The sequence below is a fragment of the Levilactobacillus paucivorans genome (genome assembly GCF_001437125.1).
Lineage (GTDB): Bacteria > Bacillota > Bacilli > Lactobacillales > Lactobacillaceae > Levilactobacillus > Levilactobacillus paucivorans.
Window position 1 is genome coordinate 113085 of the sequence record NZ_JQCA01000043.1, and the last position, 13234, is coordinate 126318.

Below are 13234 nucleotides of genomic sequence, written 5' to 3' on the forward strand. Positions count from 1 at the left end.
CCGAAACCCCACCAGAATCAATTAACTATGTGGTGGCCGGTTCCGGTTCGCCGCTGTGGTTGAGCAGCTCAATCAGCTGTTGCTTAACCTCGGCGACGGACTTGTCGCTAATCTGGGTCGCCGCATTAGACAGGTGACCCCCACCACCCATGGCTTCCATGGTGAGCTGGACGTTAATTTCACCCAGCGACCGCGCGGAAATGCCGACACGGCCATCGTCTCTGCGTGTGATGACATACGAGGCATCCACGCCGGACATATTCAGGAGATCATCGGCGGCCTGCGCCGCGGTGACTGGATCATAGGTTTGATCCTCTTCCCCGGCAATCAGGGCCATGTCTTCATTGACGAATTCCACCATTTCAATCAGGTGGTTGCGTTTCAGGTAGCTGTCGACGTTTTCCTTCATGTAACGTTGCATCTCGAGCGCATCGGCCCCCGCAGAACGGAGGTAACTGGCGGCATCAAAGGTTCGCGTCCCTGTCCGCATCGAGAAGTGCTTCGTATCCACGAAGATCCCCGCCAACATGGCCGTGGCTTCCAGCTTGTTGATGGGCTCACCCTCCTGCGACTGATACTCAAACATTTCGGTAATCAGTTCACAAGTCGAGCTGGCATATGGTTCGATGTAGACCAGCAGTGGGTTTTCAGGGAACTCTTCGCCTCGCCGGTGATGGTCAATGATCATCACGCGGTTTTCCAACCGGTCGTAGAGCGCCGAGGAAATGGAAATCGACGGCTTCGAGTGGTCCACCATCAGCAACATACTCTGGTCGGTGGCCTTCTCCAACGCCTCTTCCGGCGAGATGATGGCAGCATCGATCGATGGGTAGTCCTTCAGGTTATCCAGCAAGCGCTGAACATCGGAGTGGACCGTTTCCTTATCCAAGACAATCCAACAGGTCTTGTTGTTCATCTTGGCAATCCGCCGAATCCCTAGACAGGCCCCCAGCGAGTCCATGTCGGGTTGCGAATGGCCCTGAACGAAGATCTGGTCGGACTCGTTCATCAGCTCTTGCAGGGCTTGTGAAATCATCCGGGCCCGAACCCGCGTCCGTTTCTCCATCGGGTTGGTCTTCCCACCATAGTAGCGGGCGGCCTGGTCAGCGGCCTTCACCACGACCTGGTCCCCACCCCGACCCAGCGCCAGGTCCAGATTACTCTGGGCTTGGTCAGCCAGCTTGTTGAGGTTGGGATCGCCGTAAGCAATCCCCATACTCAAGGTTAACGGGAAGTTTTGCTTGGACGTCGTCTCACGAATTGTATCGAGAATCTTGAATTTATCGGCTTCAATCGCGGCCAGCGACTTGGCGTAGGCCAGGACGAAGTAGTGGTCATCGTCCAACTGTTTGAGGTACATATCAAACTGTTGAACCCAGGCCGACAGCTCATTGGTCACGTAGTTTCGTAGATTGGAAATATCCTGGTCGGTCATCGACTGGGTAATCTCATCATAGTTATCCAAGAAAATTTGACCGATAGCGATCTTCTCGTTGTCGTACTGCTCTTGAATCAACTGGTAATGCGTGATGTCATACAGGTAAACGGCATGAAAATCTGGTTGCACGTACATCGTGAATCGCTGGTCTTGCCATTTAATCGTGGTCATTGTCTGCGGTTCGGCCGTGCTAATCAGGTCTGCCAACTCGGGGTCGACTTCTTTAATGGGCCGACTCAAAACGTCGGTGTCCCCGAAGTAATTCTGCAGGTAGGGATTGACCCATTCCACTTGGTCGTTGTCCCCCAGAATCATCACACCCGGTGGCATGCGCAGTAAGGCCTCTTGCTCACCTTGCTGAATGCGAAATGCCAGGTCGGAAATATATTGCGTGGTGTCGTCACCAATTTCCGCCATGGTATTGAACACAACCAGCGTGGCAATCCCCACCAGAACAAGAATGACAATCCCAAAGATCCAATTCAATAGGAAGGATAGGACGATGCCGAGGATGGCCAGAGCAGCGGTCATAATAGCGATACCGCGCAAGCGCCGATTCTGTAAGAATTCGGGGATGTTGGATCGCGAAAATAATTTATTCATTTTGCTCCTCATCTGATTCATCTGGAAAAATTTGTGTTCGCCCACTAAAACAGCTTCTGAAAATTAGCGGGCTTAAAAGTTACAAATAATACCCTTATTTTATCACATTCGGTGACAATCACAAAGACCTGGCTAACCGGATGAAACCTTAACGTGGCGGGGATGAATCCGATTTATTTTAATTTCCATTTTAGCTTGACCTTGACGCGACGACAACCCTTATAGTAGGTTGTAAGCACGAAAGGAGGTGGGTCTCGTGACTACCAGCATTCAAGAACTGGCGCGCCTGGCCAAGGTGAGTCCGCGCACCCTGCGGTATTACGATCAGATTGGCCTGTTGCCAGCAAAACGCAATCCCCAAAACGGCTACCGTGAATACGACGCCTCTGCCGTCGACCGGTTACAAATCATTCGTTATTTTCAATTGTTTGGCTTCAGTCTCACCGCCATCCAGAAACTCCTGGACCAGTCGCCTGCTCGACAAACGGCCGCTCTTGCCCAACAGCGTCAACGCTTGCTGGATGAACGGGAACACCTCACGACGTTGCTGACTACCCTGGACCGCATCCTAGCGGCCAGAAATGGAGGTCCGCAAATGACGGATTCAGAAAAATTCAGTGCCTTTAAACAGGAGCAGCTCACCACAAATGACCGCGAGTTTGGCCAGGAGGCTCGTGATCGCTACGGCACAGCGGCAGTCGATACGAGCCAACGCAAATTTGCCGCACTCAGCGAAACGGACTATCAGGCGATGCAGGCCTGCGAACAACGCTTACTAACCAATCTCAAGACCGTTGCCCAATCGGGCGATCTGACTAGTGACTTGGCACAGCAAGTTTTTAATGACCACAAGACCTGGCTATGTTTCACGTGGAACAATTACTCCGCGGAAACCCATCGCGGCCTCGCCGAGCTCTATCTGAGTGACGAGCGTTTTGCCAGCTACTACAACGATCGGGTGGGCTTACCTAACGCCACGACAACCCTCGTTGCCATCATTCGCCGCTATGCCCAATAACCAACTGGATACGACAAGGGAGACTGTCAGCACACGCTGGGGCAGTCTCCCTTTTTATATCCGAGATTATTTGGCCATGGGGTCCTTAATTTGACTCCAAGGCATCACGTGAAGCATCCAAGAAATCCCGTAGCGATCGGTGAAGTGCCCCATCTTACCGCCCCAGAACTGCGATTCAAAGGGCATATCGACGGTAACTGTCTGTGAGGCCACGACGCGTTGATAGAAAGCCTCAGCGGCCGCCGCACTGGCAGCGTCATCCGCATTGATATCCAGAATCAGATCAATTTGGTTGCTGGGCGTGGGTGCCCCGCGAAAGGCATCCGCACACTGTAGGCTAGTTCCCAGAACACTAAAGCCGGCATGAATGGTCATCGCCTCCAAGTCGGCATCGGCTGGTAGCCCAAATTGGGTGGCCTGTTCGGCACTGGGACTGAAGCGATAAACATCCTGTGCGCCAAAGACCTCTTGATAATACGCGAGGGCCTCCTTGGCACTAGTAAATGAGAGACTAGGAATCAAACGAGACTGCATAACCATTCATCCTTTCCTGTTTTGGATACGACTGTGGCTTAATTGTAGCAATCTTCTCACGAATGCGATAGCCTAATTTTTTATATAAAAAAGCCACCCCCGCAGGGATGGCTTTTAAAAACTATTCTTCACCGATAAATGGCATTAAGCCCATGATCCGTGAACGCTTGATAGCGATAGTTAACTTCCGTTGGTTCTTGGCACTAGTGCCAGTAACCCGGCGAGGTAAGATCTTACCCCGTTCGGAGATAAACCGACGTAATAAGTCAGTATCTTTGTAATCAATGTATTCGATGTGGTTGGCTGCAATAAAGTCAACCTTACGACGGCGACGGCCGCCACGACGTTGTCCTGCCATGAGAAATTTCCTCCTCGTTTTTTAGTGTTTAGAACGGTAAATCATCATCGGAAATGTCAATTGAATCCCCGGTATTCGCAAATGGGTCGCTAGCATTACTGCCGGCGTTCTGATTTGGCGTTGTCGGTCTTGGATTCTGATTTTGAGTTGGGGCACTCGAAGTTGGGTTCCCGCTCGTAAATGGATTGGCATTTTGATTCTGATTCTGAGGAGCATTATTCACGGGTGCACCGTAGTTTTCATTTCCACCGTTGGCGTTTGCGTTACGATTGCTCGAACGTGGTTCCAAGAACGAAAAGTTCTCGACGACAACTTCAGTCACGTAAACTCGTTGACCCTGCTGGTTTTCGTAGTTCCGGGTTTGGATGCGGCCTTCAATGCCACAAAGAGACCCCTTGTGCATATAGTTCGCAAAATTTTCCGCGGATTTGCGCCAAATGACACAACTAACGAAATCAGCTTCCCGCTCACCTTGCTGGTTGGTGAACCGCCGATCAACGGCCAAAGTAAATGTGGCAACAGCAGCACCGCCTTGGGTATAACGTAACTCAACATCCCGTGTCAGTCGGCCAGTAAGTACTACTCGGTTGATCATTGCTGAATAACTCCTCTCAAATTTAAAAGTCTGTAGTTAAATTAATCTTCGCGCTTAACGATCATATGACGTAAGATACTGCCATTGATCTTAGCTAAACGGTCGAATTCGTTTAAGGCTTCGTCATCAGAAGCGTTTACCGTGATAATGTGGTAAATACCTTCGTTAAAGCCACCGATTTCGTAAGCAAAACGACGCTTGGACCAGTCTTTTGAACCGGTAACTTCTGCACCGTTGTCCGTGATAACCTTGTCAAAGCGTTCAACCAAAGCGGTCTTTGCGCCATCGTCAAGATCTGGACGAATGATGTAGGTAATTTCGTATTTAGTAGTTTCCATGAATCATTACACCTCCTTATGGACTTCAGGCCCCCGCTACAATGCGGAAGCAAGGAGAGACACTAGCGTAAGCCAGATACTCACAAGCTAGTAGTATAGCATAAACAGAAATGTTAAGCAAATCGGGGCCGACCGATGGGTGTTGTTTACGTTACAAGGTTAATTCCGGATTTTCATGGCCGTTATTTTAAATCCCGGCAATTTTTTTAAAAGAAAAGCCATCACGTCAAAATCAGGGCTCACGACCACTCTCGGCGTCATTAGTCAGCCGACTTCCCGGATATCGAAATGGCCAGCTGTCACTCGTCAGAGGCCGTTAACGCCCTCTGAGCGGCACTTTCTACCCGAACCTACAAAAAAGAACGACTCGCGCCGTTCTTCTCACTTAATTATTTAATAGGATCGTAGTTTGCCCGTGGACCACCAACGTACTTAGGACGAGAACGTAAGGCAGTGACGTGTGCGCTACCCAATTCCTTCAATGAAGGCCGTACCGGAACCTGAACGAACTTGACGTGTTGGCCAATGGCCGTGTCCCCAATATCGAGACCAGCTTGTGCCACAACGTGTTCGACTTCAACGGGATCCTTAAACTGCTTGAAGGCAGCGATTGAAGCGGCCCCGCCGGCGTGTAAGGCTGGCACAACCGTGACAATCTCAAAGTGATTCTTTTCCGCAACTTCGCGTTCAACCACCAAGCTCCGGTTGATGTGTTCACACCCTTGTACCGCCAAGTGAATGCCCAGTGGGCGTAACTTGTCGACTAAGGTCTTGATAATGGCCATCCCCACTGCCGGGTTGGAATCCTTACCAATGTGCCCGCCAACAACTTCGCTGGTTGAGCATCCCAGAACAAACAAATCACCTTTACGTAAGTGAGCCGCATCCAAAACGTCAGAAACAATGACGTTCAGGTCAGCTTCAATTTTACTCGTATCTACTGCCATCAAATGTCACTCCTTAAACTAAATTAGGCTTGAATTTCACAAGACTCTCCACGATGGAAAGTGTTACGACCATCCCAAACCCGACTTGAACGATGTTACCAAAGATCGAGGCCAATCCGGCTGCCCAACCGAAAAGCAAGGCGGTCGCAAAGTAGTACCCAACTATCATAATAACGCTTCCAACTAACAAAGGAAAAATAGTTGTTTTAATCGTTTTGTGCTTGGGGGTGAGGAAACCAACGGCGGCGCCTTGCGCCCCGTGGATCACCAGTGAGAACAGGCACCACTCGGGATGGCCGGACAATAAGTCAATCAGAAAGCCACTGGTCCCCCCAACGACGGCTCCCATCGGGTTTCCAAAGAGAATCGCCGTGGCATAAATGCCCACTTCACAAAGCGTCACAAAGCCTTTGGTGGCTGGAACGGGGATGATGACCAGTAACGACATGGCCACCGTCATCGCCGTCAGCACCGCGGTTAACGTCATCTGTTTAATTGGATCCTTTGCCTTTTTCATTTTGTTTCCTCCTGTCGGCTTGCCCCTTGCCACACGCTCCCGAGCGTCGCGCTAATGGCCACGCCATGGGTAATGCCTAACCGAACGAATGTCTTGGCCGCGGCGACCGCAGCGGGTAACGACTGCCCGTTTGCCAACTCGGCGGTAATGGCCGCCGAGAAGGTACAACCGGCACCGTCTGTGGTCTGACGGTTAATCTTCGGTCCCGTGAACCAGTAATCCTGATCCCCAGCGCGAAGATAATCCAGGGCCACATCCCCCGCAAGGCGGCTCCCGCCTTTAATCACCACGTTGGGACAACCAAAGGCTTGAATCCGCAGTGCGGCTTCACGCATCTGATCTTTAGTCGTGATAGTAGCGAGGCCACTCAACTGACGGGCCTCATCCAGGTTTGGCGTTGTGACGTAACCAAGAGGCAATAAGTTATGGGTCATTGCGTCTATGTAAGTCGTGTGTAGCTGTGTCTCGCCCTCCTTGAAGACCAGGACGGGATCGACCACCAACTTGAGCTTAGTGGCTTGTAACTTGTCGCAGACCATCATTAAGGCCGCCTGGCTACCCAAGAGACCCGTTTTGGCAAAATGGACCGGCAGTTGACCTAAAATAGAATCCAACTGCTGCCCAATGACGGTCGGTGGAATTTGGCTTAGATTCACTCCTGCGGGGGTGATGCTGGCCACGCTCGTCAGCGCGCTAAGCCCAAACACATTTAGCTCTTCGAAGGTCTTGAGGTCGGCCTCGATACCGCCACCCGCAAGGCTATCCGAACCAGCAATGGTTAAAACATTTTCCATGAGCGCTCCCTCCAACACTCTCTAGTATTGCCCCTTCACGGCGGGATCACAACAGCCAATTGGCTTGTTTTTAATCCAGCCAATTATTATACTGAAGGAAACCAACTGGAGGGATTACCCATGATTAACTGGTACGCGGACCTACCGCCAATCAAACCCAAGTACCGCGCCATTACTCAACTCATCAAGCGCCTCATCGAGGACGATAAACTCTTACCGGGACAACGGCTACCGGCCGAACGCGAGCTGGCTCAGCTCCTAAAGGTCGATCGCTCCACGGTCACCCGCGCCTTTCTCGAGTTAACAGCCAACGGTCTTCTAATCAAAAAAACCGGGAGTGGGACCTACGTTTCCACACTCCCCCAAATCGCCAGTCAGGCCGACAAAGTGAACTGGAATTTCTTCTTGGAGAACACGGAATCTCGCGGTGATCAGGCCTACCAACAACGTCTCTTGCAGGCCAGAGCGCTGGACCACGGGGCCCTGATCGACGGTGCCGCCAATGAACTCCCCATGGGCCTCATCCCCGAACTGGGGGCGTTACAGCTGGACTGGCATGGCTTTCTTCTGGCTCAAAAACAGGAACAAGACGCCGGCTATCAGCCCCTGATTCACACGATTGGCCAAATTCACACCAATAAGAAGCAATTTCATCTGGCCAATCAGACCCTGATCATCGCCGGTGGGGCCCAGCAATCACTCCTGCTGGTTCTTCGAAGTCTCCTGCAGGTTGGGGATGCCGTGGCCTTTGCCCGGCCCTCCTACTTCAACTCGAGTGCCATCTTTCAAGCCACGGGGATTCACACCTATCCCGTGCCTTTGACCTCTGATGGCCTAGATCTCGCGGCCCTCGAGGAGGCCATCTTAAAACATCGAATCAAACTCCTCATTATGAATCCCACCTTCCAGAATCCCACTGGTAGCATCCTGACCTTGGAACAACGACAGCGTATCTTAAAGCTGTGCCAAAGCTACCAAATCCCCATCGTTGAGGATGACGTCTTTGGCTGGCTCGTCGCCAAGCAAGACGAGGTCCCGACCTTCAAATCTCTGGCACCGGAAAATGTCATCTATCTGAGTTCACTCTCTAAACTCTTGGGATCCAGCACGCGGATTGGCTGGATCGTGGCGCCACAGGCCATCGGCCAACGCCTCCTGCAGGTCCAGAAGAAACTCGACATCGTGCCTAGCATGTTGGCACAAGTCATGGCCAATTTGGCTCTCAACAACGCGTCATTTGAACCCGAGATTTCTAAATTAACCGCCCAGCTATCTCACCGCCGTGATCAGGTCACCGCCATCTTCCGCGAGTGCCGGCCCGACTGGCGGTTCACCACGCCCAAGGGAGGCTTCTATCTGTGGGTCACGCAAGACGATCCCGATATCTTTAACCAGCTCCTGGCCCAGAAGATTCTAGTCAAGCCTGGCCCCATCTACGGGACTGACAAACGATCCTTTCGCTTCAATTTTGCCGGTATCGACGCCAAGAAACAACAGCAGTTACGCGAACGACTCAAAAATTAAATTCAAAAAAGAGGCTCACTGTCAATTTGGCAGTGAGCCTCTCGTCTTAGTTAGTCTTCAGAATGGTTCGTTGGCGCGGTGGCGTCTGGTGTCGTTGGGGCATCGGCTGGCTTGTCGGGTTCCCCGGCAGGTGCGTCCGCATCCTCAGCTTCATCGTCTTCCTTGGCCACCTTGGCCATCGTCGCCACTTCGGAATCATCACCCAAACGAATCAGGTGAACCCCTAAGGTTGCCCGACCGGTCTCGGAGACATCCGCGGCGCTAAAGCGAATCATGACCCCTTTGTCAGTGATCAGCATAATATCCTCATCACCATCAACGGTGGTCAATCCCGCTAGCGGCCCGTTCTTGGCGGTGACGTTAACGGTCTTGATTCCCTTACCACCTCGACCCTTAATTGGGTACTCTTCGGCGGCCGTTTGCTTCCCATAACCCTTTTCGGAAATGACAAACACTTGGCTGTCTGGCTTCAACACGCTGGCACCGATGACGTAATCCTGGTCACGGAGACGAATTCCCCGAACCCCAGTAGCCGAACGGCCCATCGACCGAACGTCCTTGGCCGCAAAACTAACGGCGTAACCCAGATGGGTTCCGATAATAATGTTGGCCGTGTCATCAATGATCGACACATCGATCAGTTCGTCATTTTCCTTCAGGTTAATGGCCTTCAGACCGTTACTCCGAATATTGGCAAACTCATCGACCGGCGTGCGCTTAACCGTCCCTTGCACCGTGGTAAAGAACAGATCGCGTTCTGCACTCTTCCCGGCGTTCGACACGTTAATCACCGCCTGAACGTGTTCGTTGTTGTTGATCCCCAGCAGGTTGATGACAGGAATCCCCTTGGCCGTGCGACCATATTCAGGAATCTCGTAACCCTTCATCCGGTAAACTTTCCCGGTGTTGGTGAAGAACAACAGCATGTCATGCGTCGAGGTCGCCACGAGGTGTTCGATGAAGTCATCATCGTGCACGCCCATGCCTTGAACCCCTTTACCCCCACGATTTTGGGCCTTGAATTCAGACGTTGGTAAACGTTTGATATACCCATTATGAGTGAGTGAAATGATGACATCTTCTTCGGCAATCAGGTCTTCATCTTCCAATTCCAAGCTCAGGACTTCGCCAACCATTAATTCGGTCCGCCGATCGTCCCCAAACTTGTTTTGAATCTCCAACAATTCATCATAAATGATGCTCTGTTGGCGTTCACGGGACGCCAAGATTTCCTTGTAGTCCTTGATGTTGGCCATGACGTCGTTGTATTCCTTTTCGACCTTTTCCCGTTCCAGTCCGGTCAACCGAACCAACCGCATGTCCAAGATGGCTTGCGATTGTTTGTTGGAGAGACTGTAACGCGTCATCAATTCATTCTTCGCCACTTCGGCGGTCTGGGACTGTCGAATAATGGTGATAATGGCATCGATGTGGTCCAGAGCGATCCGCAACCCTTCCAGGATGTGGGCTCTGGCTTCGGCCTTCCGTAATTCAAAGGCTGTCCGCCGTTGAATTACTTCAAGCTGGAAGTCCAGGTAATACTGCAAGATGGCCTTTAAGCCTAAGACCTTAGGAGCACCCTTGACGATTGCCAACATGTTAATCCCAAATGAGGTCTGCATCAACGTCATCTTGTAGAGGTTATTTAAGATAACCTCGGCACTGGCATCACGCCGGACGTCGATCACGATCCGCATCCCGGTTCGGTCGGTTTCATCGTTGACATCGGTGATCCCTTCGATCCGCTTGTCGCGGGCCAATTCGGCGATCCGTTCGATCAGCTTGGCCTTGTTGACCATGTATGGAATTTCCGTGGCCACGATGCGTTGCTTGCCGTTCTTTTCTTCTTCGATGTCGACCTTGGCACGCAGGGTAATGGTGCCCTTCCCGGTCTCGTAAGCCCGGCGAATGGCAGCCTTCCCCATCACGATCCCACCGGTTGGGAAGTCGGGACCTGGTAAGGCCTCCATCAACTCAGCCAGACTGGCATCGGGGTTCTTCATCAAGATGTGCAAGGCACTGATCACTTCTGTCAGGTTATGTGGCGGAATGTTCGTGGCCATCCCCACGGCGATCCCAGACGCCCCGTTAACCAACAGGTTAGGGAAACGTGAGGGGAGCACCACGGGTTCTCTTTCAGAACCATCGTAGTTATCTTGAAAATCAATCGTATCTTTATTAATGTCGCGCAGCATTTCCATCGCGATCTTACTCAATCGCGCTTCGGTATACCGCATGGCGGCGGCCCCGTCACCATCGACGGACCCAAAGTTCCCATGACCGTCTACTAACATGTAGCGGTATGAGAAGTCTTGTGCCATACGTACCATGGATTCGTACACGGCGGAGTCACCATGGGGATGGTACTTCCCCAAGACGTCCCCAACCATCCGGGCAGATTTCCGGAATGGTTTGTCGGGCGTAATGCCCAATTCATGCATATCGTACAGAATCCGACGGTGAACGGGCTTTAAGCCGTCCCGTACGTCAGGTAAGGCCCGTTGGACAATCACACTCATCGCGTAATCCAAGAAGGATGTCCGCATGGTTTGTGAGAGGTCAACGTCGGTAACCCGACCTATATAGTCTTGATCAGCCAAATCTTTACCCTCCGTTCTTCACTAAACATCCAACTCGGCGAAGGTCGCATTGTCCTCGATAAATTCGCGTCGAGGCGCTACCTTGTCACCCATCAACATGCTAAACACTTGGTCAGCATTGATGGCGTCTTGGGCATCGACCCGTAAGAGCCGCCGGTTTTCGGGGTTCATGGTCGTTTCCCAGAGTTGTTCGGCATCCATTTCACCCAGCCCTTTGTACCGTTGAATCTGTGGCTTTGGTGCGGGTGGCAATTGGCCTAATAATTCTTGTAATTCATCATCGGAATCCAGGTAACGTTGCATCTTCCCTTGCCGAACTCGGTAGAGTGGTGGGCAAGCGATGTAGACGTAACCGGCATCCAATAATGGCCGCATGTAGCGGTAAACCAGTGTCAGCAACAGCGTCCGAATGTGGGCCCCATCGACATCGGCATCGGTCATTAAAATCAATTTGTGGTAGTTGGCCTTGGCAACGTCAAAGTCATCACCAAATCCAGTCCCCATGGCCGTAAACAGGGAACGAATTTCTTCGTTCGCCAGAATCCGGTCCATCGAGGCCTTTTCCACGTTCAGGATCTTCCCCCGAATGGGTAAGATCGCCTGCGTCAACCGCGAACGGCCCTGCTTAGCAGACCCACCGGCGGAATCCCCTTCGACGATAAACAATTCGGAAATCGACGGATCCTTGGACGTGTTGTCGGCCAGTTTCCCGGGAAGGTTACTGATTTCCAGCCCACTCTTCTTCCGGGTGACTTCACGGGCCCGCTTAGCGGCAACCCGTGCCTTGGAAGCTAACGTCCCCTTATCCACCACTTTACGGGCGATATCAGGATGCTCCATTAAGAACCGCATGAAGTGATCGGCAAACGTGTGATCCACGGCCGTCCGGGCATCAGAGTTCCCCAATTTGGTCTTCGTTTGACCTTCAAATTGTGGGTCCGGATGCTTTACGGAAACCACGGCCGTCAAGCCTTCACGGACATCATCCCCAGTTAAGTTCGGTTCGTTGTCCTTCATCAGCTTGTTGGTCCGCGCGTAGTCGTTCACAACTCGCGTTAAGGCCCGTTTGAATCCTTCTTCGTGGGTCCCACCTTCGTAGGTGTGGATGTTGTTGGTAAACGTCAACAGGTTGTTGTGGTAGTCATCCGTGTATTGCAGGGCAACTTCCACCGTAATCCCGTTTTCGGCCCCTTCCACATAGATTGGGGGTTCGAAAAGAGTCGTTTTATTTTCGTTTAAATAGTCAACGTAGTGGCGAATCCCACCTTCATAGTGAAAATCGTCTTCCGTTGGTTTCTCTGGCCGTTCGTCACGAATCGTAATCCGGAGACCCTTGTTCAAGAAGGCCAGTTCGCGAATCCGCGTGGTCAGCGTCTTAATGTCAAAAGTGGTCGTCTCTCTGAAGATATCTGGATCCGGCAGGAAGTGCACGATGGTCCCGTGTTTTTCCTTAGGCAGACCCTCTTCAACCACAGTCATCGGTTTCACCACGTGACCCCGATCAAAGGTGATTGAATAACGCTTGCCTTCACGGATAACCTGAGCATCCAGCTCGGTGGACAGCGCGTTGACAACGGAAGCCCCCACCCCGTGGAGACCACCGGAAACCTTGTACCCGCCACCGCCGAATTTACCCCCGGCATGCAGGATCGTAAAGACCGTTTCTAAGGCGGGCTTCCCCGTCTTCTTTTGGATATCGACAGGGATTCCCCGACCGTTATCGGTCACGGTCACACTGTTGTCCTTGTTAACCGTGACGTGAATTTCGTCGGCAAAGCCAGCTAAGGCTTCGTCAATCCCATTGTCCACGATTTCCCACACGAGGTGATGGAGACCTTGGGCACTCGTTGATCCAATATACATTCCGGGACGTTTACGTACCGCTTCCAAGCCCTCAAGAACTTGGATTTGGCTGGCATCATATTCTCTTGCCCGTTCCGCCTTGGTTTCGTATTCTTTTTCAGCCAC

At 51.9% G+C, this 13234-nt stretch carries 12 protein-coding genes; 2 read left to right on the forward strand and 10 right to left on the reverse strand.

Going from position 1 to position 13234, the window contains the following annotated elements:
• Positions 1-25: 25 nt before the first annotated feature.
• Positions 26-2041 carry a DHH family phosphoesterase gene (locus tag IV54_RS04495; RefSeq protein WP_083488501.1) on the reverse strand — a complete coding sequence of 672 codons (2016 nt, stop codon included), beginning with the start codon at positions 2039-2041 and terminating at the stop codon, positions 26-28.
• 256 nt (positions 2042-2297) lie between these two features.
• Between IV54_RS04495 and IV54_RS04500 the strand changes: the two genes are divergently transcribed.
• Positions 2298-3059 (forward strand): MerR family transcriptional regulator, encoded by a 762-nt coding sequence (locus IV54_RS04500; RefSeq protein WP_057878209.1) that lies wholly within the window; start codon positions 2298-2300, stop codon positions 3057-3059.
• A 66-nt stretch (positions 3060-3125) separates the two neighbouring features.
• Here IV54_RS04500 and IV54_RS04505 read toward each other — a convergent pair whose 3' ends face one another.
• The 7 genes from IV54_RS04505 to thiD all read right to left on the reverse strand — a co-directional run bounded on the left by IV54_RS04505 (position 3126) and on the right by thiD (position 7142).
• Positions 3126-3593, reverse strand: coding sequence for a VOC family protein (locus tag IV54_RS04505; protein WP_057878210.1), 468 nt, complete (start codon positions 3591-3593; stop codon positions 3126-3128).
• A gap of 121 nt (positions 3594-3714) precedes the next feature.
• Positions 3715-3951 (reverse strand): 30S ribosomal protein S18, encoded by a 237-nt coding sequence (gene rpsR, locus IV54_RS04510; RefSeq protein WP_057878211.1) that lies wholly within the window; start codon positions 3949-3951, stop codon positions 3715-3717.
• A gap of 28 nt (positions 3952-3979) precedes the next feature.
• Positions 3980-4546 (reverse strand): single-stranded DNA-binding protein, encoded by a 567-nt coding sequence (gene ssb, locus IV54_RS04515; RefSeq protein ID WP_057878212.1) that lies wholly within the window; start codon positions 4544-4546, stop codon positions 3980-3982.
• Between the two features lie 41 nt (positions 4547-4587).
• Positions 4588-4884 carry a 30S ribosomal protein S6 gene (gene rpsF / locus IV54_RS04520; RefSeq protein ID WP_057878213.1) on the reverse strand — a complete coding sequence of 99 codons (297 nt, stop codon included), beginning with the start codon at positions 4882-4884 and terminating at the stop codon, positions 4588-4590.
• Between the two features lie 389 nt (positions 4885-5273).
• Positions 5274-5831, reverse strand: coding sequence for a TIGR01440 family protein (locus tag IV54_RS04525; protein ID WP_057878214.1), 558 nt, complete (start codon positions 5829-5831; stop codon positions 5274-5276).
• A gap of 13 nt (positions 5832-5844) precedes the next feature.
• Positions 5845-6348, reverse strand: a complete 504-nt coding sequence (locus tag IV54_RS04530; RefSeq protein ID WP_057878215.1) for an ECF transporter S component — start codon at positions 6346-6348, stop codon at positions 5845-5847.
• The gene (thiD, locus tag IV54_RS04535; RefSeq protein ID WP_057878216.1) at positions 6345-7142 is read right to left on the reverse strand and encodes a bifunctional hydroxymethylpyrimidine kinase/phosphomethylpyrimidine kinase; all 798 of its coding nucleotides are present in this window, start codon (positions 7140-7142) and stop codon (positions 6345-6347) included. The genes IV54_RS04530 and thiD overlap by 4 nt, the downstream gene beginning before the upstream one ends.
• Positions 7143-7262: 120 nt before the next feature.
• On the opposite strand from thiD, the gene IV54_RS04540 reads away from it, so the two are divergent.
• A complete protein-coding gene (locus IV54_RS04540; protein WP_057878217.1) occupies positions 7263-8666 on the forward strand; it encodes an aminotransferase-like domain-containing protein in 1404 nt (467 codons plus the stop codon).
• Between the two features lie 50 nt (positions 8667-8716).
• Here IV54_RS04540 and gyrA read toward each other — a convergent pair whose 3' ends face one another.
• Both gyrA and gyrB read right to left on the reverse strand, forming a co-directional pair.
• Complete coding sequence (gene gyrA, locus IV54_RS04545; RefSeq protein ID WP_420806170.1) at positions 8717-11212, reverse strand: DNA gyrase subunit A; 2496 nt, start codon at positions 11210-11212, stop codon at positions 8717-8719.
• Positions 11213-11287: 75 nt separating this feature from the next.
• Complete coding sequence (gene gyrB, locus IV54_RS04550) at positions 11288-13234, reverse strand: DNA topoisomerase (ATP-hydrolyzing) subunit B (protein ID WP_057878219.1); 1947 nt, start codon at positions 13232-13234, stop codon at positions 11288-11290.